A 25218-nucleotide genomic window follows, 5' to 3' on the forward strand; every position below is an offset into this window, starting at 1 on the left:
ACATCGAACGGCGCGACAATAGGGGTCTCATCAGGTAACGGAACTCTCAACGTGACCACTCAGCTCGAGCAACTGCGCAAGATCACCACCGTCGTGGCCGACACCGGCGACATCACCGCCATCGCCAAGTACAAGCCGGAAGACGCGACCACCAATCCGTCGCTGCTGCTGGCCGCCGCCGGTATCCCGACCTACTCGGGCTACATCGACGAAGCCGTGCAGTGGGCCAAGAGCCAGAGCAACAGCCGCGACCAGCAGCTGACCGATGCCAGCGATCGCCTGGCCGTGCTCGTGGGCCGCGAGATCCTCAAGATCGTCCCGGGCCGCGTTTCCACGGAAGTCGATGCCCGCCTCTCCTTCGACACAAACGCCTCGATCGAGAAGGCCAAGCGCCTGATCGGCTTCTACGAAGACATCGGCATCGACAAAGAACGCATCCTGATCAAGCTCGCCTCGACATGGGAAGGCATCCGCGCGGCGGAGAAGCTGCAGAAGGACGGCATCAACTGCAACCTGACGCTTCTCTTCAGCTTCGAACAGGCCGTGGCCTGCGCCGAAGCCGGCGCGTTCCTCATCTCGCCGTTCGTCGGCCGCATCTTCGACTGGTACGTCGCCAATACCGACAAGAAGACCTACGAGCCGGCCGAAGACCCGGGCGTGCAGTCGGTCCGTCGCATCTACGACTGGTACAAGCTGCATGGCTACGAGACCGTCGTCATGGGCGCCAGCTTCCGTAATATCGGCCAGATCCAGGCCCTCGCCGGTTGCGACCGCCTGACCATCTCGCCCAACCTGCTGAAGGAACTGGAAGAGAACAACGACGACCTGCCGGTCGCGCTGAAGGACAGCGGCCGCAGGGAAGACAAGCCGGCCAGGCTCGACGAGGCCAAATTCCGCTGGGGCCACAACGAAAACGCGATGGCCACCGACAAGCTCGCGGAAGGTATCCGCAAGTTCGCGGTCGACCAGCGCAAGCTCGAGGCACTGCTGGGCGCGAAGCTGTAAAGCCACGCGCGGCCGGGTGTAAGACGAAGGGGCCGCGAGGCCCCTTCTTTTTGCCCGTCGCCCGGTATCTACCGGCGGATCTTGAGAGAGAGCAGCCGCTTTATCGTCGTGCCATACGGCGGCCTGAGCATGGCCGTCACGTCGAAGCGGGCCTGTCGGTACACCGACCGCGCGTGGCTGAAGGTGAGAAACCCGTCGTGCCCGTGGTAGGCACCCATGCCCGAAGGACCGATGCCGCCGAAGGGCAGATCGTCCATCGCCAGGTGCATGACGGTGTCGTTGATCGTGACGCCTCCCGCGACCGTCTTCGCCAGCACGCGCTCCTGCTCCCCGGTGTCGTTGCCGAAGTAGTACAGGGCCAGCGGTCGCGCATGCGCATTGATGTAGTCGACCGCACCATCGATATCGTCATAGGGGAGGATCGGGAGCAGCGGCCCGAAGATCTCGTCACGCATGATGTCCATCGAATCGTCGGCGCCGAGGACAACCGTTGGCGCGATGCGGCGATCGTCGAAGCGTTCGTCGCCCTTGCCGAGCACCCTCAATGTCGCGCCTTTCGCACGCGCGTCGTCGAGGTACCCGAGCAGGCGGCCATGGTGACGCTCGTTGACGATGGACGTGTAGTCCGGATTGTCTCGCAGCGTCGGAAACATCGATGCGAGCGAGCGTGACAGCGCATCGACGAAGGCATCGACGTGCTTGCGCGGCACCAGCGCGTAATCGGGCGAGACGCAGACCTGACCGGCATTGAGTGTCTTGCCGAACAGAAGTCGCCTGGCGGCGAGTTCGAGATCGGCGTCGCGTCCTACGATAGCGGGAGATTTTCCGCCAAGCTCCAGCGTCACCGGTACCAGGTTTTCCGCCGCGGCGCGCATGATGTGTTTTGCCACCGATGTCGCGCCGGTAAACAGCAGGTGATCGAAGGGCAGACGCGAAAACGCTTCGCCGACGTCGGAGCCGCCCGTGAACACCGCGATCTCCGTCTCATCGAAGGCCTTGCCGATCATTCGCTGCATCAGTGCCGACGAACGCGGAGTGAACTCGGAAGGTTTGATCATCGCGCGGTTACCCGCCGCGAGGACGCCGGCGAGCGGCGCAAAGGTGAGATTGAACGGAAAATTCCACGGCGAGATGATGCCGACGACGCCCTTGGGCTGATAGTCTATCCAGGCACGCGCGCCGATCAGCGCCAGCGGCGCGGGCGAGACAGGCCGCCGTTCGCGTCGCATCCACCGATGCAGATGGCGCTTCGCGTGCTTCAGCGGCTCGATGGACGCGGCGACGTCGGTGAACATCGATGCGTCGACACTGCGATGACCGAAGTCCTCGCGGAGCGCATCGGTGATGTCGCTGGCGTGGTCGACGAGCAAGCCGATCGCGCGATCGAGGCGATCGATGCGTACCGACGCCGAGGGAGGGCCTTCGGCGAGCTGGGCGGCTTTCTGGCGCTGCAAGGTATCGAGCATCAGCCTAGTGTAGGAGCGCGCCTTGCGCGCGAAAAGCCTACGCAGTGATGAAGATGTGCGGCTTCACCGCTGCGTAGGCTTTTCGCGCGCAAGGCGCGCTCCTACAGGCCGACCGACAACCTCAGGTCGTTGACCAGCCACCACCCAGCGCACGGATCAGCTGCACACTGGCCCGGAGCTGCCGCGTTTCCAGGTCGATCACGCTACGCCGTGCGTCGAGCGCGGTCGTCTGCGCCTGCACCACGTCGAGGTAGCCCACCGCGCCTTCACGGTACCGGTTCAGTGACAGGTCGACCGAACGCTGCGCCGCATCGGCGGCGGCGCGCTGGTCGTTCAGCGCCGAGCCGAGATCGCGCAGCAGCGTCAGGTTGTCTTCCACCTGCGCGAACGCATTCAGCACGACATCGCGATAACGCGCGCCAGCTTCATCGGTCGCTGCCTGTGCCTGCGCCACGACCGCCTTGCGGCGACCGCCGTCGAACAGGTTGAGCGCGAGCGTGGGGCCGATCGCCCAGAAACGGTTCGGTGCGGTGGCGATGCTGCCCCACGCCGAGCTTTGCCAACCGCCCTGAGCGTCCAGCGTCAGCTGCGGGTAGAACGCCGACCTGGCCACACCGATACGCGCGTTGGCGGCGGCGGTACGACGTTCCGCCGCGGCGATGTCGGGGCGACGCTGCAGGATCACCGACGGCACCTCGACCGGAATCGTCGGTACCTTGACCTGCTCGTCGTCGGTGGCGAGCTGGAAGCTCGACGCCGAGTCACCGACGAGAACGGCGATGGCGTGCAACACCAGCGAACGCTGTGCCTGCGCCTGGGTCAGCTGCGATTTAGCGCTGGACAACTGCGTCTGCGCACGCGCGACGTCGAGGCCGGAAGCGATACCCCCTTCATGGCGCGACTGCGTCAGGTTGAGCGCCTTCGCGAAGGCGTCGATGCTTTCGTTCAGCACCTTGATCTGACGATCGAAGCCATTGAGCTGGAGGTAGCTGTCAGCCAGCTGCGCCTGGAGGCTGAGACGTGCGGAGGCGAGATCCGCCGCGGATGCCGCCTGCTCCGCCGTGCCTGCGGTGACGGTGTCGCGCACGCGACCCCACAGGTCGATCTCGTAGTCGAGCTGCGCGCCGATGGTGTACGAGTTGTAGTAAGTCGGCGACGTGGCGCCGCGAAGCGGACGCGTGTCCGACTCGCGGTTACGCGTGCCGTTACCGTTCAGGCCGATCTGCGGGAACAGCCCCGCACGGACCTGGCGCGTGAACGCCTCGGACTGTTCGTAGTGGGCGAGTGCGGCCGCGAGTGACGCGTTATTCGCGACGAGCTTTGTCTGCAGGTCATTCAGGCGGCTGTCGCCGTAGAGCTTCCACCAGCCGTCGCGATCGAGGTGATCGGCGGGCCTGGCTTCGGTCCACGGCGATTCCGCGTTGGCGTATTGCGGGGCGACGGGGACGTCGGGGGTTTTGTACGCGGGTGCGAGGGAGCAGGCTGACAGGCCCAGTGAGACCACGAGGCCGGCGAGGATCGATCGTGTCGGGGAGCCTTCGCCGACAGGGTTCGCTCCCATCACAGCCCGCATGGCCAGGCCGGTCCGCTGCCGTGTGGAATCACGCCTTGGCATGGTCGGCTTCCGCTTTCTTCGGCGCGTTGACGCGGACGGTGTCGCCATCGGCGAGGCCATCGGGCGGACTCTCGATCAGGCGATCGCCCTTGGCGATGCCCGAGCCGAGCTGCACGGTCTTGCCCATGTCGCGCGAGATGGTGACGTCCTTGAACTTCACCTTGTTCTGCGCATCGAGCACCGCCACGCGCAGGCCCTTGTCGTCGAAGACGAGCGCGCTTGCCGGCACGTTGAAGAGTGCCACGTTGCCAGGAAGGTCGAAGGTGACGCTCGCGTACGCACCCGGCAGCAACTTGCCGTCCTGGTTGTCGACGGATACCTGCACCAGCGTGGTGCCGGTCGCCGCGCTGATCGACGAAGACGACGATTCGACCGTACCGGTGAAGGTCTGACCGGGGTATTCCGGCACGGTGAGCTTCACCGTGGCGCCCTGCCTGATCGACGGCGCGTAGTTCTGCGGCACGTTGACGTACATGCGCAGCTTGCGCGTGTCCGACACGACGAACAGTTCCTGGCCACCGCCACCGGCGTTGATCAACGCGCCGACGTCGGTCTCGCGAGCGGTCACCGTACCGTCGAATGGCGCGGTCAGCTTCGCGAAGCCCTTGAGTGCCTGAATGCGTTCGAGGTTCGCCTGCGCCGCGGTCGCCAGCGCGTGCTTGGCGTCGTAGTCACCGGTCTTCTCGTCGACTTCCTGCTTGGAGACCGAATCCGAGTCGCGCATGGACTGCCAGCGCTTCGCCGTGGTCTGCGCCAGCGCCTCGTTGGCACGCGCACTGGCGAGATCGGCTTTCGCCTGAAGCAGCTGCTGGTCGAGATCGGGGGTCTCGATCTCGGCGAGCACGTCGCCTGCCTTCACCTTCTGGCCAATGTCGGCCTTCCAGTATTTCAGGTAGCCGCTGGTACGCGCGTAGATAGGCGCACGGGCATAGGCCTGCAGCCGACCGGGAAGGTTGAGGTCTCCACCGCCCTGCCCGCCTTCCGGGCTGACCACGTTCACCGTGGGCACGGCCTGATCGTCGGTCCACTCGCGCAACTTATGGGAGTCGTTGGCGCGTGTGGCGACGCCGGCAACGACGATGGCGAGAACCACGATCGCAGCGATGATGCCAGCGAGACGGAGACGGCGCGGCGGAGGGGTGTGCAAGGTATCAGGCGACATGGACGGGCTCTCCGGAATTCGCCGGGGTGGGGGACGGGTGACCACGACGCGCGTGGATCATGCTGAAGACGACGGGGACGAAGAACAGCGTGGCGGTCGTGGCGAAGATCAGACCACCGATGACGGCGCGGCCGAGCGGCGCGTTCTGCTCACCGCCTTCGCCCATGCCGAGTGCCATCGGCGCCATGCCGATGATCATCGCCAGCGCGGTCATGAGGACGGGACGGAAGCGGACGAAGCCGCCCTCCAGCGCCGCGGCGGTCGCGTCGCCGAGCTCGGCGAGCCGCTCGCGACAGAAGCTCACGACCAGGATGGAGTTGGCCGTGGCCACACCCATGCACATGATCGCGCCGGTAAGCGCGGGCACCGACAAGGTCGTATGCGTGGCGAACAGCATCCAGATGATGCCCGCGATGGCGGCCGGCAGCGCCGTGACGATCACGAAAGGATCGCTCCACGACTGGAAGTTCACCACGATGAGCAGGTAGATCAGCACGATCGCGCCGAGCAGACCGAAGATCAGGCCGGAGAAGGCGCTGTTCATCGTCTGCACCTGACCCAGCAAAGCGGTGCTGGACGCTTTCGGCAGGAACTTCTTGTTCGCGTCGATCACTTTCTGGATGTCCGCGGCGACCGCACCGAGATCGCGATCCTGCGTCGTCGCGAAGATCTCCACCATCGACTGAATGTTGTACTGGCTGACCACCGAACTCGACGTCGTGCGCGAGACCGTGGCCAGGCCGCCGAGGACCTGCGAGCCACCATTGCCCGTGCTCGGGCTGATCGGTACGTTCTCGAGGTCCGGCAGCGAGTCGATGCTGTACTGAGGCGTCTGCATCACGATCGGATAGGACACGCCGTTCTGCGGATTGAGCCAGAACGTCGGTGCGATCTGACTGGAGCCGGCCAGGTTGACGCCCAGGCTGCTGGTGACGTCACGCTCGGTGATACCGACCTGCTGCGCACGACTGCGGTCGACGTCGACCTTCAGCGTCGGACTGGCGTTCGATTGCTGGATGCGCGCATCCGCCACGCCCGGAATCTTGCGGATATCGCGCAGCAGTCGGCTGGCGTAACCGAAATTGGCGTCGAGGTTCGGACCACGCACCTGCAGATCGATCGGTGCGGGCGAGCCGAAGTTCAGGATCTGACTGATGATGTCCGCCGGCGGGAAGGAAAACGTCACGCCGGGAAACTCACGCGGCAGCTTCTCGCGCATCTCGCGGACGTAGTCGGCGGTGGGCGCGTGCCCCTCATTGAGCGCGATCTGGATGTCGCCGTCCTGCGAACCGACCGTACCGGTGTTGTTGTACGTGTTGTTGATGCCCGAGGAGGACAGGCCGATGTTGTCGACGACGGTGCCGAGCTCTTCCCTGGGCACGATGCGGCGTACGGCGTCGGTCACTTCGGCGAACAGACGCGCGCTCTCCTCCACGCGCGTACCGATCGGCGCGCGGACGTGCATGAGGATCTGCCCCGAGTCCACCGAAGGGAAGAAGTTGCGACCGAGCATCGGCACCAGCGCGAAAGACAACACGACGAAACCCATGAACCCGATCACGAACGCCTTGCGATGATCGAGGGCCAGTCGCAGCAGTCCGTGGTAGCTCTCGCGGATCTTCTCGAAGCGCGCTTCGAAGCGACGCTGGAAACGCACCAGGGGATTGCGCGACGGCGCCTTGCCCTCGCCGTGGGGATCGTCGTGATCGTGCGGATGAAGCAGATACTTCGCCATCGTCGGCACCAGCGTGCGCGAGAGAATGAACGAGGCGATCATCGCGAACATCACCGCCTCGGCCATCGGCACGAAGAGGAAGCGGGCGACGCCGTTGAGGAAGAACATCGGCACGAAGACGATGCAGATGCACAGCAACGAGACGAAGGCCGGGGTGACGATCTGCGCCGCGCCGTCGAGGATCGCCGTCTCCACGTCCTTGCCCTGCTCGAGATGCCAGTTGATGTTCTCGATGGTCACCGTCGCGTCGTCCACCAGGATGCCGACGGCGAGCGCCAGGCCACCCAGGGTCATGATGTTCATGGTCTCGCCGATCGCCGAGAGCGCGGCGATCGAGCCGAGGATCGCCAGCGGAATCGATGTGGCGATGATGACCGTCGAGCGCCAGCTGCCGAGGAACAGCAGGATCATCAGACTCGTGAGCGCCGCCGCGATGATGCCCTCGCGGGCCACGCCCTCGATGGCCCCGCTGACGAACAGGGACTGGTCGCCGATCGGTGCGATCTTGAGATTGGCCGGAAGACCGTCCTTCATTGCCGCCACGCGCTCCTTGATGCCGGCGATGATCGCCAGCGTGGAAGCGGAACCGTTCTTCAGCACCGTCATCAGCACCGAGCGGTTGCCGTCGACGTGGACGATGTTGGTCTGCGGCGGCGATCCGTCGCGCACGTTGGCGACGTCGCGGATGAACACGGTGGCACCGTTGACCGTCTTCACCGGCAGGTTGCCCAGTTCGTCGATCACCGAGGGCGAGTTGTTGAGCTGCAGGGTGTATTCGTACTTGCCGATCTTCTGCGTGCCCACGGGCGTGATCAGGTTCTGCGCCGCGAGGGCGTTGGCCACGTCCTGGGCCGACAGTCCGCGGGCCTGCAAAGCCGGCGGATCGATGTCGATCTGCACCTGGCGCGTCTTGCCGCCGAACGGATACGGAATAGCGGCGCCCGCCACCGAGGTCAGCTGGGGTCGGATGATATTGAGGCCCAGATCGGCCAGGTTCTGCTCGGTCAGGCCGTCACCGGAGAGCGCCAGCTGGATGATCGGCACCGTCGAGGCGTTGTAGTTGAGGATCAGCGGTGGTGTCGTGCCCGCGGGCAGCTGGCGCAGCAGCGTCTGGGCCACGGCGGTGACCTGCGCGTTCGCCGTGCGGATGTCCACCGTCGGCTGGAAGAAGATCTTGACGATGCCGAAGCCCTGGATCGAGTTGGCCTCGATGTGCTCGACGTCATTGACCGTGGTGGTGAGCACCCGCTCGAATGGCGACGACACGCGGCCGACCATCTGATCCGGCGGCAGGCCGGTGTACTGCCAGACCACCGCGATGACGGGAATCTTGATGTCGGGAAAGATATCCGTCGGCGTGCGCAGCGCGGCCAGCGGACCCACGATGAGGATCAGCAGGGCGAGGACGACGAAGGTATACGGTCGCGAGAGTGCGATCCGGACGATGCCAATCATGAGGGACGGATTCCGTGCGCGAATGTTGCGTCGCGGCGAATTTTGCGCCCATGACGATCGTCGTCGTAGTTAAGATTTGTTTATGAGCTTACGACCGGGGGGCAGGTGACTGAAAACACAGCGCCTTTTTCGTCCCCACCGACCGACAGCGAGTACCCGTGCAGACGAACGATCGCGCTGACGATGGCCAGCCCCAGACCGCAACCGGGCTTCGTACGGGTTTCGTCCCCGCGGTAGAAACGACGGAACACCGCCTCGCGCTCGCCCTTGGGAATACCGGGGCCTGTATCGGCGATATCGATCCGCGCGTCGCCGGCGGCGTCGGTGGTCGCGACGAGGCGAACCGCCCCGCCGTCCGGGGTGAACTTGATCGCGTTGCCGACGAGGTTGGCGAACGCCTCGAACATCAGTTGCGGATCGCCTCGCAGCGGCGGCAGTTTGTCCAGCCGGATCTCGAAAGCCTGCCCGCGGTCCTCGGCGAGCGGCGCATAGAAGTCATGGACGTTGCGCAGGACCGCGCCGATGTCCAGTTCCTCGAAGCAGGCGCTGCGCTGGCGATCTTCCAGTTCGGACACGCGCAGCAGCGCGCGGAAGCGTCCCAGCACCGTATCGATCTCGGCAACGCACGCTTCCAGCTGATCGCCTTCGGGCGTCTCGGCGAACTGTTGCTGCAGACGGTAAAGCCGCGTGCGCATGCGCGTCAGCGGTGTGCGAAGGTCGTGGGCGATGTTGTCGCTGACGCCCTTGACCTCGCCCAGGAGGCGCTCGATTTCGCCCAGCGTGGTGTTGACCGTCGCGGCGAGCAGGTCGACCTCGTCGCCGCCGCGGCTCACGGGCAGACGCACGCTTAGGTCGCCTTCGCGGATGGGCTCCATGGCTTGCTGAATCGCACGGATGCGGCGGGCTGGCCCTCGTGCGATGAGCACGCCGCCCAGCACGCCCGGGATCAACGTAAGCGACAGACCCCAGAGCAGGCCGCGCCGGATGATCGCACCGAGACCGTCGATCGTGGTGCTGTCCTTGATCACGACCAGGCGGCGTCCGTCGGGGAGCTCCCGCGTGATGCCGCGTGCCCGCATCGGCGTGTCGCGCGAGGCATCCACCAGCATGGCCTTCACCGAGGTCACGGTGCCGTCCTCGCTCAGTTCATCCGGTACGCGGGCGATGTTGCCGGCGACGCGCCGGCCATGGGCATCGAACAGGCCCACGCGCATGAAGCCCTGGACGTCGACCGCACTGGCCGTCGCCACCGTGTCTGGAAGGTTCCGCGCGTCGGTGCCTTCCAGATAATGGATGCGTGCGACCAGCATCTGGTCGACCACGCGCGACAGGTAGCGTGACGCCTCCCACTGCACCACGCCAAGCAATACGACACACCAGATCGCGAACAGCGCCCCGTAGATGAGGATCAGTCGTGAGGTGGCGGAACGCCAGGCGTCAGTCAGCGGGCGCAAGGAGATACCCCGATCCACGAACGGTACGAATCAGAGGCGCCTGCCCCGTGCCGTCGATCTTGCGGCGCAGGCGTCCGATATGGACGTCGATCACGTTGGTGCCCGGATCGAAATGGAATCCCCAGACGTGCTCGAAGATCATCTGCCGTGTGACGACCTGACCGGCATTGCGCATGAGGAATTCGAGCAGGCGAAACTCGGTGGGCAGCAGCGTGAGCGGCTGACCGCCGCGCAGCGCGTTGTGCCTGACCAGGTCGAGTTCGAGGTCGGCGACACGCAGGCGGGTTTCGTTGGCGGCGGGCCGGCGACGACGCAGCAGCACTTCCGCTCGCGCGGCCAGTTCGTCCGGTGAAAACGGCTTGGTCAGATAATCGTCGCCGCCGGCGCGCAGACCGCGCACGCGTTCGTCGACATCGGACAGCGCGCTGATCATCAGCACAGGCGTATCGATACGTCGCTCGCGCAGCGCGGACACGATGTCGATACCGTCCATGCCGGGAAGCATGCGGTCGAGAGTGATGATGTCGTAGCCATCGGCCAGCGCGCGGGTCAGCCCGTCGCGGCCATTGGCCACCCACTCGGCCGTCAGGCCGTGCGCGCTCAGCTCCGCGACGATGTCGCGGGCGGTGACTTCATCGTCTTCGATGACCAGTGCCCTGGGCATCCGCTTGGACTCCTGACTCAAAGGGGCAACGGAAAACGGCCCCACGAGGGGGCCGCTCCGGATCTTACGCCGAACGGGGCACTCAGGCCGCGATGGCGACGCGCATCTTCTTCATGGCGTTCGCTTCGATCTGACGGATACGCTCGGCGGAAACGCCGTACTCGTCCGCAAGATCCTGCAGCGTGGCCTTGTTGTCTTCCGCCAGCCAGCGACGCTGGATGATGTCGCGCGAGCGGGCATCCAGGTTGCCGAGCGCCGACGACAGCGCGCCCATCTGGTTGTTGCTCGCGTCTTCCTCGGCGAGGTTGTCGTACGGATCGGCGCCTTCGTCGACGAGGAAGGCGGCCGGTGCCGGCTTGTCGTCGTCATCGGCATCGGCCGGGGCCTCGAAGCCCACGTCACGACCCGACAGACGCGATTCCATCTCGCGGACGGTGGCTTCCGGGACACCCAGGTCGTGAGCGACGACGCGGACTTCCTCGGCGTTCATCCAGCCCAGGCGCTTCTTGCTCTTGCGCAGGTTGAAGAACAGCTTGCGCTGCGCCTTGGTCGTGGCGACCTTCACGATGCGCCAGTTGCGCAGGATGAACTCGTGCATCTCGGCACGGATCCAGTGCACCGCGAAGCTCACCAGGCGAACGCCCTGATCCGGGTCGAAACGCTTGACCGCCTTCATCAGGCCGATGTTGCCTTCCTGGATGAGGTCCGACAGCTGCAGGCCGTAGCCGTTATAGCCGCGGGCCACATGGACCACGAAACGCAGGTGGGACATAACGAGCTGCTTGGCGGCGTCAAGATCGGCGTCGTCACGGAAGCGGCGCGCCAGCGACTGCTCCTCGTCAAGGCTGAGCACCGGGATGCGATGAACCGCCGAGATGTAGGAATCCAGACTGCCGACGACGCTCGGGAGCCCGTAGTTACGGGTAACGAGTGCTTGGGACATGTGTGGAACCTCCTGAAGTCTGTATGCAGATTAGCAGTCCCGATGTGAGAGTGCTAAGTCAGCCCGAAGTTCATCGGTTAACTGTACGCTATGGTACAGAAATACCCCCGGCCTGTCCAGAGTCGATGCCGGGGTGTTCAGGAGGCAGACGGCTCCCCGGCCGCGAAAACGCGGCGCCGAGGGCGTCGACGGCGGCTATGTGTCCGCCGTTGCTACAGTTATTGGGGCTTGACGCTGACTTTAAAGGGCGGAGACCAAAGCGGCCTTTGGCGGCAGCGACCAGTCGATCGGCGCCTCCCCGCGTGATTCGAGGTACGCGTTCGTATCGGCGAAGTGCCCACAGCCCAGAAAACCGCGATGCGCCGACAGTGGCGACGGATGCACGCTGCGCAGAATCTTGTGGCGCCTGGCGTCGATCAGCTGGCCCTTCTTCTGGGCATGGCTACCCCAAAGCAGGAAGACCAGGCCCTCGCGCTCGCGGTTGAGGGCGTCGATCGCCGCATCGGTAAATCCTTCCCATCCCTTGCCCTGATGCGATGCAGCCTGTCCCGCTTCCACGGTAAGCACCGCGTTGAGCAACAGGACGCCCTGATCGGCCCAGGGCGTGAGGCATCCGTGGTCGGGGCGCGGTATACCGAGGCTGGCCTCGATTTCCTTGAACATGTTTTGCAGTGAGGGCGGCACGCGGACGCCGGGCCGCACGGAAAAGCTCAGGCCGTGCGCCTGTCCGGGACCGTGGTACGGATCCTGGCCGAGGATGACGACGCGTACGCGATGGAAAGGCGTGTGCGCGAACGCATTGAAGATCTCGGGGCCGGGCGGATAGATGACCTTCCCCGCCGCCTTCTCCTCGCGCAGAAATGCCGACAGCGCCAGCATCTCCGGACGATCGAGGTAATCGCCGATCCGCTCCTTCCACGATGCTTCCAGCTTGACCCGCTCGTTCAACCTTCCGCCCTTTCACGCAGGTGTAGCGCCACCCGCAACTGGAACAACAGCTTCGTGATCAGCAACTTTTCTTCCACCGGCTTCTCGACGAGATCGTTCGCGCCGGCGCGCAGCAACGCGGCCTGGTTCGCGGGGTTTTCGTCGCCGGTCATGATCAGCGTGGGCAGCTGCCCCTTGCCGTAGCCGAACTCGTTGCGGATGCGTTCGACGAGATCGCCACCGGTGAGTTCACCCTTGAGGCTGACGTCGGTAAGAACGATGTCGGCGCCCATGTCGCCGCGGGCCTTCGCCTCGTGCAGGTACACGATGGCGTCTTCGGCACTGATCACGTGGTGCACCGTCAGGCCGTACTTTTCCATCATGCGGCGCGTGGCCAGGGCGACCACACGACTGTCCTCGACGTACAGCACCTCGCCCTCGGCACCGCCTTCCGGGCGCACGTAGCCACGGATGAATTCAGCCAGCGCGCCGAAGCCCAGTGACTTGTCGAAGTAGTCGGTGACGAACTCGCCGAGTTCCCGGCGATGAAGGCGCTCTTCCACGTCGCCGGAGACGACGACGATCGGCATGTAGATCTGCGGCGCGGATTCGCGCACGAAGCGTGCGATGTCCAGACCGTCCATGTCGGGCAGCCGCAGCGCCACGGTGACGAAGTCGAAGACCCCTCGCTGCAGTTCGGCTTGCGCCTCCGCTCCGGTGGAGACGCCCACGATCTCGACGCCCGGCACCTCGGCGCTGACCACGCGCGAAATCAGCTGGCGGACGACCTTGGAGCCGTCGACCAGGAGAATCCGCGGCGCCGCGCCGGCAACGCCTGAACCGATGTGAGTCGCCACCCCAAATCCCCTTGTCTAGACCGCCGCGGCGCGACGGATCTGTCGTGCACTCACCAGACGGGCACCCAGCCAGCCGAGCAACGCGGCGGCGACGGGTACCGAAAGCAACAACCACGCGGGCAACCCGCCGAAGCTCACACTGCCATCGTACGCGGCGGCAAGACGTCCCACCGGGCCGGCCATCGCAAGTTCGAGCACGACGGCCAGCACCACGGCCAGAACGCCGGCAAGAAACCCGAGCCAGATGCCCGCGTAGAGATAAGGACGGCGAACGAAGGGACGGCTGGCACCGATAAGCAGCAGCACACCGATCTCCGCGCTGCGGCTCTGGATATCGACACGAATGGTGTTGCCGACCACCAGAAGGGCCGCGATACCCAGCAAGGCCGCCAGCAGACTCACCGCCCGTGTGCCCACGCCAAGCAGCGCGTCGAGACGCTGGCGCCATGCGCCGGTGTCCTGAACCATGTCGACGCCCGGTGTGGCCTTCATCGCATCGACCAGGCGTCCGGCATCTTCGGCCGCCAGACCCGGTCGGGGCTGGACCGAGAGGACGTATGGCAGCGGATTGACGTCGAGGGACTGCAGGGAGCCGGAAAACCCCTGGACTTCGGCGAGCTCATCGAGCCCGTCTTTGGGCGTGCGAACGACGACGTCCGCCACTTCCGGGCGCCCGCGCAGCGCGGAGGCGGCGGTTTCCGCCATGGCCGCGTTCTGGCCCGGCTTCATGAAGGCGCTGATGGACTGGTTGCGGCCCAGCGCGTCGCCCATACGCTCGACGTTGCCGAGCAGGAGGTAAAACGCGAGCGGCAGAGCCAGGGCCACGCCCATGACGGCGACGGTCAGCAACGTGCTGAGCGGCCGGGCCGCCAGACGGCGCCAGCTGATCGACAGGCTCCAGGCGTGATGCTCGCGCCAGGCGCCGACCTTGCGCCCTTCGCTGCGCTGGGTCTTCGGCGGCTCCGGCGGACGACGGGATTCGCGAACGGTATTCATACGACCTCCGTCGCAGGCACGTCGGCCACCAGCTTGCCGTGGTCGAGTACGACCACCCGCTTCTTCATTCGCTTGATCAGCATGAGGTCGTGGCTGGCCACGAGGACGGCCGTGCCGACCTGCTGGAATTCCGCAAAGAGGGTCATGATTTCCATGGCCAGCTGTGGATCGAGGTTGCCCGTCGGTTCGTCGGCAATCAGGACCGCCGGCTTCGCGACGATCGCGCGCGCGATACCGACGCGCTGCTGCTCACCCGTGGACAGCGCCTCGGGCAGCTGTTTTTCGTAGCTGAGCAGGCCGACCTTTTCCAGAGCGGCGCGCACGCGACGCGACCGGTCGGCCGGCGCCACGCCGGCGATCACCAGCGGCAGTTCGACATTGGCGAAGACCGTGCGATCCAGGAGCAGGCGGTGATCCTGAAAGACCATGCCCAGCTTGCGGCGGATGCGCGGGATATCCGACGAGCGGACCGTGTTGAGTTTCTGGCCGTCGAGGGTGACGACGCCGTTGGTCGGCCGTTCGATCATGGCCAGCAACTTGAGCAGGGTGCTCTTGCCGGCGCCGGAATGCCCGGTAACGAAGGCCATTTCACCGGCCGCGACCTGGAACGATACATCGGTAAGGGCCTGGTGACCGCCCTCGTATCGTTTGCTCACCAGATCGAAACCGATCACCGCATTACCTGTTGGCCCGTTGGACCCCAGAGGATAAGGGATGTCGGGTGGGTTGTGCGGGGTGGAACGTGCCGGGCATGTGCCGGACGGGATGCAGGAGCGCGCGCGGGGCGCGCTCCTACCTGTCGTGGGTTTACCGGCCGCCGAACAGCCGGCCGATGCGGCGGAAGAAACCGACCTTCTCATGCGTATGCGGTGCAGGCGCCGGAGCGGCAGCGGCAGCGGCAGCGGTCGGGCGGTTCGCTGCGACCTGACGCGACGGGCGGCTGCCCTGACGCGACTGACCATCCGCGTGACGCGACGGGGCGGCTGCCTTCGGGCCTGCGGCCTGATCGGTGGCGCCGCTACCCTCGACGTTCTCCACGCCTTCGCGCGCGCCGCGGCCACGACCACCGCGACGGCGGCGACGCTTCTTCGGGGCGCCATCGGCAGCGATGGCCTCGGCAGCGGCCGGCAGCTCCTCGACCGACTCGGCAACGATCACGGTCTTTACCGGGACCTCCGTGGAGGCGGCGGTGAAGCCACCGACCGGGGTGTCCTCGCGCGGCGGGCGCGGGCGACGCTCGCGGCTGCCGGAGCGCTCGCCCGAGCGGGAACCGCCACGACCACCCTCCCGACCGCCACGACCGCCCTTCTCCGGCGGTGCGCCGCGCGTCGGGATGTGACCGCCCGTATCGTTCGGATCGTCGACTTCGTCCTGCACGCCGTCGGCGCGCGGGCGCGGCGCCGGCATCACCAACATCTTCGCTTCGATCGAGGCGGTCGGAATCTTCTGGTTGATGTACGTCTCGATGTCCGGAAGGCCCATCGCGTAGAGGTCGCAGGCGAAGCTGATCGCGTCGCCTTCAGCGCCCAGGCGGGCCGTACGGCCGATGCGGTGCACGTAGTCCTCGGCATCCTGCGGCAGGTCGTAATTGAAGACGTGACTGACGGCGGGAATGTGCAGACCGCGCGCGGCGACGTCGGTCGCCACGAGCATGTCGATCTGGCCGTCCTGGAAACGCTGCAGCAGCTTCTGGCGCTTGACCTGCGGCACGTCGCCCGAGATGGCGCCGACACGGAAGTTGTGGCGCTTGAGACGATCGGTGATGCGCTCGGCGGCGGCCTTGGTGTTGACGAAGATGATGCTGCGCTCGGCCTTGGTCTCTTCGAGCAGGTTGAGCAGCAGCGGCATCTTCTCTTCCTTGGACGGGAAGTAGACGACCTGGCGGACGCGGTCGGCGGTGACGTTTTCCGTCTCGACGACCAGCTTTTCGGCCTCGTGCATGTGCTCGTAGGCCAGCTCCAGCACGCGATGGCTCAGCGTGGCGGAAAACAGCAGCACCTGACGCTGCTCGCGGGCCGGCAGGCGGCGGAAGATGAAGCGGACGTCCTTGATGAAACCAAGGTCGAACATGCGGTCGGCTTCGTCGATGACCATGACTTCGACCGAGCCGAAGCCGAACACGTCCTGCTTGTGGTAGTCGAGCAGGCGACCCGGCGTGGCGATGATGATGTCGCAGCCGTCGCGCAGCTGCTGGCGCTGCTTGTCGTAATCGACGCCGCCGTAGATGAGCGCGCTGCGCAGACCGGTGGCCTTGCCGATGGTCTGGAAGTCCTTCTCGATCTGGATGGCCAGTTCGCGCGTCGGCGCGATGATCAGGGCGCGCGGATCCGCGTCGCGGCGGTTGGGCGCGGCCGGATGCTTCAGCAGGCGGTCCATCAGGGCGACCAGGAAGGCGAAGGTCTTGCCCGTGCCCGTCTGCGCCTGACCCGCTACGTCACGGCCCGTCAGGGCGAGCGGCAGGGTCAGCGCCTGGATGGGCGTGCAGCGGGTGATGCCGGCGGCGGCAAGGCCCTGATGGAGAAGCGGATGAAGGTCGAGGTTTTCGTAGAAGACGTCGGTGAGAACGGTTTGGGACATAGGTATGAATGGCCTGGCGTCTCGTCGCGCGGAGGCGCGACGGCATCCCGGCGGCCGGGCGGGCCTCGGGACGGTGGGTGATCCGGCCGGCGTCACGGGAGAGTCGGGGGCGGCCAGGTGTCAGTCCGGCGGCCAGACGACGCGCCCGGCGCACGATGGCCGGAGGCGGCGGCGCGCGACCCGACGGTTCCCGCTGGCATAGGTGAAGAGGCTTGAAACGATTAACCTTTTCACCTATGTCAACGGAAACCATCCCGTCGGCGCCCTTGAATCGCTTGAATCGCGCCCCTAGTTGCGTTGGAATGAGGGCCAGCGGCTGCAATGGCCAAGACCTTCGGTTCCGGTTGGACCCGCGACATGAGGCTCCTTAGTGTAGCCGATGCAGGCGTCACGGTCGTCAACCCCCTATTACCCCCATTCTGGAGATCACGGTGAGCGAAAAGATCACCCATACGAGCGACTCTGCCTTCCAGCAGGAAGTCCTCGATTCCGACACCCCGGTCCTGCTCGATTTCTGGGCCGAGTGGTGCGGCCCGTGCAAGTCGATCGCTCCGGTGCTCGATGAACTGGCCGGCGAGTACGAAGGCAAACTGAAAATCGTCAAGATCAACATCGACGAAAATCAGCAGACGCCCCGCCAGTTCGGCGTCCGTGGCATCCCGACCCTGATGATCTTCAAGGACGGCAAGGTCGCCGGCACCCAGATCGGCGCCGTCGGCAAGGGTCAGCTGACCCAGTTCATCGAAAAGTCCCTCTGAATTCCCCGTTTCACCCACGCCGCCGCGTGAGGCGCTTTACGCCGCGCCTCACGCGATGCTAGGCTCTAGGAGTTCGCCGGGACACCGCTTGTCCCCTCCAGTCGCGAACCCTCTCCCTTCTTCTTTTAACGGCGCCCCGTGAGGTTTGCCCGTGTCCGATATCGAAACTAAAGATTCCATCGACGCCAAGGGCGCCGGCGACCAGCCTGCGACCGAACCGCGTCCCCGTACGCGCCGAAAGGCGCCAGCCGCCGCACCCGCGGTAGAGACGAGCGCACCCGCGCCGGCTCCCGTCGCGCCGCCGGCGGTCAAGTCTCCGCCGCCGCTGCCTCCGGTACCGACACCGGCGCCGCAGGCCGAGTTGCAGTTGAGCAACGCGCCGGCGTCACCGGCGGAGCCGCGCCCCGCGGCCCCGTCGAATGAAACGCGCGACGGCGGCCAGCCTGCCCCTTCGCAGGGCGGCGGTCAGGGTCAGGGTCAGGGCGGTCAGCAGCAGGCCCGGGGCGACAACCCCAACCAGCAGCCGAATCGCAACGACCGTAACAACCCGAACAACCCGAATAACCCGAACAACGAGCGCGAGGGCCGGGGCCGTCGTCGCCGGAACGAACGCAACGACCGCGGCGACCGTGGCGACCGTGGCGACCGGAACAACCAGCAGCGCCCAGGTGGCGGTAACCCCGGCAACGGCGGCAACTACCAGCACCCGCGCAACAACAACGGTTATCCCGTCGACGATGACGAGAACGCCGACGCCGGCAGCAACGATCGCCTGATCAACCTGACCGAACTCAAGCGCAAGAACGCGATCCAGCTGCTCGAGTTCGCCGAGTCGCTCGGTGTCCGCGAGGGCGTGGCCCGCCAGCGCAAGCAGGACGTCGTCTTCAATATCCTGAAGGCCCACGCCCGTTCGGGCGGCGGCATCTGGGCGGAGGGCGTGCTCGAAATCCTCCAGGACGGCTTCGGCTTCCTGCGCTCGGCCGACGAGTCGTACCTGGCCGGCCCGGACGACATCTACGTCTCCCCCAGCCAGATCCGCCGCTTCAACCTGCGCACGGGTGATTACATCACCGGACGCGTCCGCCATCCCAAGGAAGGCGAGCGTTACTTCGCGATGCTCAAGGTCGACGACATCAACGGCGATCCGCCGGAGGCGTCGAAGAACAAGCTGCTGTTCGAGAACCTCACCCCGCTGTTCCCGCGCAAGTCGTTCAAGCTCGAGCGCGGAAACGGGTCCACCGAGGACATCACGGGCCGCATTCTCGACTTGGTCGCACCCATTGGCCGCGGCCAGCGTGGCCTCATCGTCTCCCAGCCGAAATCCGGTAAGACGATGATGTTGCAGAACATCGCGCAGGCTATCCAGTACAACCATCCGGACGTCCATCTGATCATGCTGCTGATCGATGAGCGCCCTGAGGAAGTCACGGAAATCGCGCGCACGGTTCGCGCCGAAGTCATCAGCTCGACCTTCGACGAGCCGGCCGTTCGCCATGTGCAGGTCGCCGAAATGGTGATCGAGCGCGCCAAGCGTCTGGTCGAGCACAAGAAGGACGTGGTGATCCTGCTCGACTCGATCACCCGCCTGGCCCGTGCCTACAACACCGTGGTACCGAGCTCCGGCAAGGTCCTCACCGGCGGTGTCGACGCCAATGCCCTGCAGCGCCCCAAGCGCTTCTTCGGCGCGGCGCGTAACGTCGAGGAAGGCGGCAGCCTGACGATCATCGCCACCGCGCTGACCGACACGGGCTCCAAGATGGATGAGGTGATCTACGAAGAGTTCAAGGGCACCGGCAACATGGAAGTGCACCTGTCCCGTCGTATCTCCGAGAAGCGCGTCTATCCGGCCATCGATATCAACCGCTCGGGCACCCGCCGCGAAGACCTGCTCATCGATCCGGACCTGCTCGCCAAGATCTGGATCCTGCGCAAGCTGCTGCACCCGATGGATGAGCTCGCCGCGATGGAGTTCATGCTCGACAAGATGAAGAACACGAAGTCCAACGACGAGTTCTTCAATTCGATGAAGCGCTGATCGCGCCGCACCGGATCTTGCGAAGAGGCCGCCCATCGGGCGGCCTCTTCGTCTTTGGAGTGCCAGCACACGCGCCGGTCAGGCAAGTGAGAGGCGCGCGCGAGAATTTGCAACGTATCGACGGCGAAGGGGGGTGCCTTGTGCCACTGGCCGCCCCGTTCTAAACTTCACGCCTAAGTGGACTGGGGGTTCCCGGTCGGCGTCATAGCCTCGGTGAGTTCACCGGGGCTTTTCGCTTTCTGCGTCAGGGAAAAGCTTGAGCCCCCACCCTTCGAAGTCGACGCCAAGCTTTTTGCGCCCTCCTTTGCAGAAGAACTTACGCTTGAGCACCTCAAATGCCCGATTAGGGCTTTGCGGTCGAAGGACCGACAGGCCGATGGGCCGGGCTACGAGATCGGCGAGTTGCAGTCCGGAGGAGTTGGTCTTCTTGTCGGCGAATTTAATGGCGAATGGCAGCTGGCGCCCCCACCTGTTAGCGCCGTCACAAATTCTCCGGAATTCCAGCTCCAGATCACGATCTTCTTTTTTACCTCGGCACTCAACGACGACGTGAGTCGGACGATCGCCCTGTTCTTTCTCCTCAACAAGCTCAAACAGCGTCTCGAGACAGAATCCGAGAGCCAGATGGTATGGATTGCTTTCAAGCTGAGCACGCTCCCTGAGCCTCGCCTTGCTGATGACGCAGCTGATCAGAATAAAGTTGCTCGTGTCGATCAACCCAGTGAGCTCGTCAAGGAAAACTTCCTTTTCCAGGCGATTGTTGAAGCGGAAGATTCCCTTTTCCTTCCGTATGTCGTGTTCGTGAAGCACGACGATGTCATGCCCGAAGTGCCTGAACTTGAATGACTCGATCGCGGGGACGATGGCATCCGCATAATGCCCTTTGTGAAAGACACAAAATGCCAGCACGAAAACAGGATAGTTCGGGTCTACGGTTTCAAGACCATGATCGCCGCTCTCGTCAACGTAAACGACGTAGTTACTGAACCGGCCTGCTGGCGCCACGGCCAGAGCCTCATCGACCGCGTGATCGACCCCGGGCGACAACGGCAGCACCCATTGGCCGGTCGGCAACGCCTCAGGCTCTTGCTCCTTGCTTGACCTTCGCTTGACGGTCATCGCCTCATGACTCCCTTGTCGATGCATATTGCCGCCAGAGTATAGGAAGCATCGACGCATGCCTGGATAGCTGCGCGACTGACGAGCGCCAGGGTCGGCAAGGGCAGAAGGTCCCGACCTCCTCGTTTTCACCGACTCGCCGACGCATTTGCTACCCTGCGCCGCCGGCATGCCACCTTTTCCCGGCGGGCATGCGCCCCCATCTGGGCCGCATCCGGCCAAAAAGCCCCCTCTTCAAGGAAAGCCCCGTGTCCATCCCCAGCGCCGCCAAGAGCACGCCCATCGGCGACCGTGACGATCTGGTCGCCTATCTCGCCAGGGGCGAGAAGCCGCGTGAAGCCTGGCGCATCGGAACGGAGCACGAGAAATTCGGCTTCTACAGCGATGACCTCACCCCGCCACCGTTCGACGGGGACCGTCCGGGCATCCGCCAGCTACTGGAGACCCTGGCGACGCGCTTCGGCTGGGACGTGGCCCGTGAAGGCGACACCCCGGTCGCGCTGACCAAGGGCATGGCGAACATCACCCTCGAACCGGCCGGGCAGCTGGAGCTCTCCGGTGCGCCGCTGGAGACGATCCACGAGACCTGCGACGAAGTCACCAACCACCTGAAGGAAGTCCGCTCGGTGGCCGAGGAACTCGGCATCGGCTTCCTGGGAATGGGCTTCCAGCCCAAGTGGCGTCGCGACCAGATGCCGTGGATGCCCAAGGGCCGCTACAAGATCATGCGCGAGTACATGCCCAAGGTCGGTTCGCTCGGCCTCGACATGATGACGCGCACCTGCACGGTGCAGGTCAACCTCGACTACGCGACCGAGGCGGACATGGTGAAGAAGTTCCGCGTGGGCCTCGCGCTGCAGCCGATCGCCACGGCGCTGTTCGCCAACTCCCCCTTCACCGAAGGCAAGCCCAACGGTTACAAGTCGTATCGTTCGCACGTCTGGACCGATACCGACGCCGACCGCACGGGCATGCTCGATTTCGTTTTCGAAGACGGTTTCGGCTACGAGCGCTACGTCGACTACATCCTCGACGTGCCGATGTACTTCAGCTATCGCGACGGCAAGTATGTCGACCTGTCCGGCCAGGACTTCAAGAAGTTCATGCGTGGTGAGCTGGCCGCCTTGCCGGGCGAGAAGGCCAACATGCGCGACTGGGCCGATCACCTGACCACCGCCTTCCCCGAGGTGCGCCTGAAGCAGTACCTCGAGATGCGCGGCGCCGATACCAGCACGTGGAACTCGCTGTGCGCACTGCCCGCGTTCTGGGTGGGCCTGCTGTACGACGACACCGCGCTGGACGCCGCATGGGACCTCGTGAAGGACTTCACGAAGGCCGAGCGCCACGCGCTGCGTGACGGCGTACCGAAGGAGGCGCTCGCGCTTCGCTTCCGCGACCACAGCGTGCGCGAGCTGTCACTGGAGGCGGTGAAGATCGCCCGCGAAGGCCTCAAGCGGCGCAACCGCACCGGTCACCGCGGCGTCGACGAATCCGTCTACCTCGAACCGCTGGAAGAGATCGCCCTCTCCGGCAAAACCCAGGCCGACACCAAGCTCGAGCTCTTCCAGAGCGAATGGAACGGCAGCGTCGATCCCGTGTTCCGCGACTACGCTTACTGAGTCATTGCCATGCAGATGAATGAAACGCGCCTGGGCCGTCTCGACGACCTCCTGATCTCGACCAACCGCTATTCGCTGGAGACGCTGGACGGGCTCTTCTCGGCGGCGATCGTGGGCCCGGCCGACGTCGACATCGACGACTGCATGGCGATCCTCGACACCGACGAGGCGACGCCCTGGGAGTCCGAGGCCGTGCACGCGGAGGTCGCCACGCTGCTCAAGGAATTCTGGGCGGTGATCGAGGCACGCGTGTCGGGCGATCCCAAGGTACTGGCGGAAGACGCTCTGCCCTTCATCGACTCGCCCGAGGAATTCGACGAGATCGAGGACGTCGCTTCGTACAATGGCGACTTCCCGCTCGCGAGCGACTGGGCGCTGGGCTTTCGCTTCGCCCTCAGCGAGTGGGAAGAGGAATGGTCCGAGTGGCTGGATGAAAAGACCTATCCGTTCGTCGGCATGCTGCTGACCCTGACGGCGGATCAGACCGATCCGGACCCGGGCACACCGACGGTGGCCCTGCCGTCGTTCGAGGAGCGGATGAATCTGCTCAACGAGATCCCGTTCCAGCTCGCCCAGCTCTACCGTCGCCGCCATCCGCGGCACGGCAAGCCCGTACAGCGCGACGAGTCGAAAGTCGGCCGCAACGACGTCTGCCCATGCGGCAGCGGCAAGAAATTCAAAAAATGCCACGGCGCCGAAGGCCTGTAGGAGCGCGCCCCGCGCGCGATCCCGTTCGACTGGCCTGAAGGCCACCCACAAAAAAACCTCCCCGTCACCGGGGAGGTTTTTTTACTGGCTCGTATCAGCCGATCGGGGAGACGATCAGAACTGGTACTTGGCCGAGACGCTCAGCAGGTTGCCCTTGTCGTCGTTCTGGCCGACCAGACGGTCGTTGGTGGCATTGGTGACGCCAGCGATGTGAGCCTTGTTCACGAAGATGTGGGCGTAACCCGCGTTGACTTCGAAACGGTCGGTGGCCTTGTAGCCGATACCGAAGGCCAGCCACTTGCGGGTCGAGTCCGGCACGCGCGGGGAGCGGGTATCGTCGTAGGTCGGCGTCGTGTCGACGGCGACACCGGCGCGCAGCGTCAGCTTGTCGGTCGGGTAGTACTCGCCACCGGCGGACAGGAAGTAGCTGTTGCGCCAGCTGTAGTCTTCGCTGGTGGACGGCTGGTTCGGGTTCGAGTAGTTGACCGTGAGGTCCTTGAACTCGTTCCACTTGGTCCACGACAGATCGAAGCCCAGGCCGAACTTCACGTCCTGGTGCCAGAAGCTCGCGGTGGCGACGGACGGCGTGGTGAAGTCAGCCGTACCGTTGGTGTGGGTGAACGGCGGCTGGCCCGAACCGAGCAGCGCACCGACGGCCGGGTTGGACAGCACGGCCGTCACGTTGCTCGGCATCGTGAAGTTACCGGTGCCTTCCAGCTTGTGGCTGATCTTGCTGCGGTAGTTCAGGGCGATGCGGTCGTTCTGGGTCAGCTTCCACAGACCACCGATCTGCCAGCCGTAGGCCCAGTCGTCACCCTTGATCTTGGCGACGCCGTCGCTACCCGGCGGAACCACGGCGGCGTACTGTGCGGCCAGGGCGCGGGCGGTGGCGGGCGGCAGCTGACCCGCGGCGGCGGCGCGCTGAATCAGGCCGAGGCCGACCGTGTTGTAGTTGATCGCACTGGTCAGTTCCGCGGTCGTCTTCTGCGCGATGAAGCTTGCGCCGAGGGCGAAGTCGTCCGTCACGTCGAACGACGCCGACAGCGTCGCGTCATACGACTTGAAGTCGGACTTGATGGCGTTGTAACGACCCTTCCAGTCGGAGTCGTATTCGGTCTTGAAACCGAACGGGGCGGTCAGGCCGAGGCCGATGTGCCAGCGATCGCTGACCTGGGTCGCGACGTAGAACGCCGGAACCGGGATCGTGGTGCCGGCGTCGCCGCCGTTGCCGCCCGAGATGGGACGACCCTGCGCGTCGGTCGCGGTGCCGTGGAACTTGGTGCTGAAGTTGATGCCGGTGACGTCGGCCTGGAACGTGGTGCCCTTGAGCAGGCTCATGGCGGCCGGGTTGTTCACGATCACCGAGGCGTCGTCACCCGCGGCGGCGGAACCGGCGAAAGCGCGACCGAGGGCGGCGGCGCTGTTTTCCTTCAGCTGGAAGGCGCTGGCGTGAGCGGCCTGCGGAGCCACCAGCGCGCCGGCGATGGCCAGCGAAAGGGCGGCGACGGCCAGCGAACGGGTATGGGTCAACTTCTGCATGCGTGGTGGCTCCTGCTTTTGTTCTGTTCTGGGTCGATGTCACGTGCGCGAAACGGAAAAGTTAGCCGTTTTCATACGCGCGTTTAACAATCTGGGGTGGGACTCTGGACGACTTGACGAATAATTTGCAAGTGCATGTGCAACAAAGTCGAAACATCCGACGTTTATGCACACTTGCGTCGCCCCTCTTTTGCTAACGTATGCTGCCGATCCGCAAGCGAGACCGCCGTCATGCACTGCTACGTCTACGCAAGCCTTCGCAAGCCCGATACTTACGTCTGGATGACCCGCCGGGACGGCTTCGACATGCTTCCCGAGCCGCTCGTCCTCCTGCTGGGTGAGCTCCGCTTCGTGCTGGAGTTCGAACTCACGCCGCAGCGCAAGCTCCCGCACAACGACACTGAGCAGGTGCTCATCAACCTCGCGGGTTGCGGCTGGCATCTGCAGACGCCTCCCGGCGACACGCTCACCGTCTGCAATCAGCCGAACCACAATCGCGAGATCGACCCCGACCGGACGCTCGTGCGCGTCTGATCGGCCGAATCCGCGCACAGGCAGAGTGCGCGGCATGGGTTAACACGTCG

Annotated in this window: 20 protein-coding genes; 6 read left to right on the forward strand and 14 right to left on the reverse strand. The window is 65.0% G+C overall.

Features of this window, described 5'->3' with window-relative positions; genetic code table 11:
• Window positions 1–51 precede the first annotated feature (51 nt).
• On the forward strand, window positions 52–1005 hold the full coding sequence (gene tal, locus J2X57_RS06445; protein WP_036109799.1) for a transaldolase: 954 nt from the start codon (window positions 52–54) through the stop codon (window positions 1003–1005).
• Window positions 1006–1073: 68 nt separating this feature from the next.
• Here the strand turns inward: tal and J2X57_RS06450 are convergent, their stop codons facing one another.
• The 12 genes from J2X57_RS06450 to J2X57_RS06505 form a co-directional block, all read right to left on the reverse strand.
• Window positions 1074–2471, reverse strand: a complete 1398-nt coding sequence (locus J2X57_RS06450) for a coniferyl aldehyde dehydrogenase (protein WP_309865033.1) — start codon at window positions 2469–2471, stop codon at window positions 1074–1076.
• A gap of 121 nt (window positions 2472–2592) precedes the next feature.
• Entirely contained in the window at window positions 2593–4086 is a 1494-nt protein-coding gene (locus tag J2X57_RS06455; protein ID WP_308846455.1) for an efflux transporter outer membrane subunit, read from the reverse strand.
• Window positions 4073–5248, reverse strand: coding sequence for an efflux RND transporter periplasmic adaptor subunit (locus J2X57_RS06460; RefSeq protein ID WP_036109792.1), 1176 nt, complete (start codon window positions 5246–5248; stop codon window positions 4073–4075). The genes J2X57_RS06455 and J2X57_RS06460 overlap by 14 nt, the downstream gene beginning before the upstream one ends.
• A complete protein-coding gene (locus tag J2X57_RS06465) occupies window positions 5238–8438 on the reverse strand; it encodes an efflux RND transporter permease subunit (protein ID WP_309865038.1) in 3201 nt (1066 codons plus the stop codon). The genes J2X57_RS06460 and J2X57_RS06465 overlap by 11 nt, the downstream gene beginning before the upstream one ends.
• Window positions 8439–8518: 80 nt before the next feature.
• Window positions 8519–9892 (reverse strand): HAMP domain-containing sensor histidine kinase, encoded by a 1374-nt coding sequence (locus tag J2X57_RS06470; RefSeq protein ID WP_309865040.1) that lies wholly within the window; start codon window positions 9890–9892, stop codon window positions 8519–8521.
• Window positions 9876–10556 (reverse strand): response regulator transcription factor, encoded by a 681-nt coding sequence (locus tag J2X57_RS06475; RefSeq protein WP_079522281.1) that lies wholly within the window; start codon window positions 10554–10556, stop codon window positions 9876–9878. Before J2X57_RS06475 ends, J2X57_RS06470 begins: the two co-directional genes overlap by 17 nt.
• Before the next feature lie 82 nt (window positions 10557–10638).
• On the reverse strand, window positions 10639–11499 hold the full coding sequence (gene rpoH / locus J2X57_RS06480) for an RNA polymerase sigma factor RpoH (RefSeq protein WP_036109786.1): 861 nt from the start codon (window positions 11497–11499) through the stop codon (window positions 10639–10641).
• A gap of 240 nt (window positions 11500–11739) precedes the next feature.
• Window positions 11740–12447 carry a uracil-DNA glycosylase gene (ung, locus tag J2X57_RS06485; protein ID WP_309865043.1) on the reverse strand — a complete coding sequence of 236 codons (708 nt, stop codon included), beginning with the start codon at window positions 12445–12447 and terminating at the stop codon, window positions 11740–11742.
• On the reverse strand, window positions 12444–13283 hold the full coding sequence (locus tag J2X57_RS06490) for a response regulator (protein WP_051943227.1): 840 nt from the start codon (window positions 13281–13283) through the stop codon (window positions 12444–12446). Before J2X57_RS06490 ends, ung begins: the two co-directional genes overlap by 4 nt.
• Window positions 13284–13298: 15 nt before the next feature.
• Window positions 13299–14279: a permease-like cell division protein FtsX gene (ftsX, locus tag J2X57_RS06495; protein ID WP_309865046.1), complete on the reverse strand. Its 981-nt coding sequence runs from the start codon at window positions 14277–14279 to the stop codon at window positions 13299–13301.
• On the reverse strand, window positions 14276–14953 hold the full coding sequence (gene ftsE / locus J2X57_RS06500) for a cell division ATP-binding protein FtsE (protein WP_036109778.1): 678 nt from the start codon (window positions 14951–14953) through the stop codon (window positions 14276–14278). Before ftsE ends, ftsX begins: the two co-directional genes overlap by 4 nt.
• 133 nt (window positions 14954–15086) lie before the next feature.
• Window positions 15087–16856, reverse strand: coding sequence for a DEAD/DEAH box helicase (locus J2X57_RS06505; protein ID WP_309865050.1), 1770 nt, complete (start codon window positions 16854–16856; stop codon window positions 15087–15089).
• 431 nt (window positions 16857–17287) lie between these two features.
• On the opposite strand from J2X57_RS06505, the gene trxA reads away from it, so the two are divergent.
• Both trxA and rho read left to right on the forward strand, forming a co-directional pair.
• On the forward strand, window positions 17288–17614 hold the full coding sequence (trxA, locus tag J2X57_RS06510; RefSeq protein WP_043696284.1) for a thioredoxin TrxA: 327 nt from the start codon (window positions 17288–17290) through the stop codon (window positions 17612–17614).
• A 151-nt stretch (window positions 17615–17765) separates the two neighbouring features.
• Entirely contained in the window at window positions 17766–19649 is a 1884-nt protein-coding gene (gene rho / locus J2X57_RS06515) for a transcription termination factor Rho (RefSeq protein ID WP_309865055.1), read from the forward strand.
• A gap of 219 nt (window positions 19650–19868) precedes the next feature.
• Here rho and J2X57_RS06520 read toward each other — a convergent pair whose 3' ends face one another.
• Window positions 19869–20768: a DUF3800 domain-containing protein gene (locus J2X57_RS06520; RefSeq protein WP_079522287.1), complete on the reverse strand. Its 900-nt coding sequence runs from the start codon at window positions 20766–20768 to the stop codon at window positions 19869–19871.
• A gap of 248 nt (window positions 20769–21016) precedes the next feature.
• Between J2X57_RS06520 and J2X57_RS06525 the strand changes: the two genes are divergently transcribed.
• Both J2X57_RS06525 and J2X57_RS06530 read left to right on the forward strand, forming a co-directional pair.
• Window positions 21017–22387 carry a glutamate--cysteine ligase gene (locus tag J2X57_RS06525; RefSeq protein ID WP_036109768.1) on the forward strand — a complete coding sequence of 457 codons (1371 nt, stop codon included), beginning with the start codon at window positions 21017–21019 and terminating at the stop codon, window positions 22385–22387.
• Between the two features lie 9 nt (window positions 22388–22396).
• A complete protein-coding gene (locus J2X57_RS06530; protein ID WP_036109764.1) occupies window positions 22397–23095 on the forward strand; it encodes a UPF0149 family protein in 699 nt (232 codons plus the stop codon).
• A gap of 114 nt (window positions 23096–23209) precedes the next feature.
• Here J2X57_RS06530 and J2X57_RS06535 read toward each other — a convergent pair whose 3' ends face one another.
• Window positions 23210–24634: an outer membrane protein transport protein gene (locus tag J2X57_RS06535; protein ID WP_309865059.1), complete on the reverse strand. Its 1425-nt coding sequence runs from the start codon at window positions 24632–24634 to the stop codon at window positions 23210–23212.
• Between the two features lie 231 nt (window positions 24635–24865).
• Here J2X57_RS06535 and J2X57_RS06540 point away from each other — a divergent pair, with 231 nt between their 5' ends.
• Complete coding sequence (locus J2X57_RS06540; protein ID WP_036109757.1) at window positions 24866–25168, forward strand: YcgL domain-containing protein; 303 nt, start codon at window positions 24866–24868, stop codon at window positions 25166–25168.
• The last annotated feature ends 50 nt before the right edge of the window (window positions 25169–25218 follow it).

This window comes from Luteibacter sp. 1214 (assembly GCF_031455395.1).
Lineage (GTDB): Bacteria > Pseudomonadota > Gammaproteobacteria > Xanthomonadales > Rhodanobacteraceae > Luteibacter > Luteibacter mycovicinus.

Bases quoted from the DNA above. Each gene is read 5' to 3' on its own strand.
- J2X57_RS06450 (WP_309865033.1), bottom strand. From the start codon at position 2,471: ATGCTCGATACCTTGCAGCGCCAGAAAGCCGCCCAGCTCGCCGAAGGC.
- J2X57_RS06455 (WP_308846455.1), bottom strand. From the start codon at position 4,086: ATGCCAAGGCGTGATTCCACACGGCAGCGGACCGGCCTGGCCATGCGG.
- J2X57_RS06460 (WP_036109792.1), bottom strand. From the start codon at position 5,248: ATGTCGCCTGATACCTTGCACACCCCTCCGCCGCGCCGTCTCCGTCTC.
- J2X57_RS06465 (WP_309865038.1), bottom strand. From the start codon at position 8,438: ATGATTGGCATCGTCCGGATCGCACTCTCGCGACCGTATACCTTCGTC.
- J2X57_RS06475 (WP_079522281.1), bottom strand. From the start codon at position 10,556: ATGCCCAGGGCACTGGTCATCGAAGACGATGAAGTCACCGCCCGCGAC.
- rpoH (WP_036109786.1), bottom strand. From the start codon at position 11,499: ATGTCCCAAGCACTCGTTACCCGTAACTACGGGCTCCCGAGCGTCGTC.
- ftsX (WP_309865046.1), bottom strand. From the start codon at position 14,279: ATGAATACCGTTCGCGAATCCCGTCGTCCGCCGGAGCCGCCGAAGACC.
- J2X57_RS06505 (WP_309865050.1), bottom strand. From the start codon at position 16,856: ATGTCCCAAACCGTTCTCACCGACGTCTTCTACGAAAACCTCGACCTT.
- J2X57_RS06520 (WP_079522287.1), bottom strand. From the start codon at position 20,768: ATGACCGTCAAGCGAAGGTCAAGCAAGGAGCAAGAGCCTGAGGCGTTG.
- J2X57_RS06530 (WP_036109764.1), top strand. From the start codon at position 22,397: ATGCAGATGAATGAAACGCGCCTGGGCCGTCTCGACGACCTCCTGATC.
- J2X57_RS06535 (WP_309865059.1), bottom strand. From the start codon at position 24,634: ATGCAGAAGTTGACCCATACCCGTTCGCTGGCCGTCGCCGCCCTTTCG.
- J2X57_RS06540 (WP_036109757.1), top strand. From the start codon at position 24,866: ATGCACTGCTACGTCTACGCAAGCCTTCGCAAGCCCGATACTTACGTC.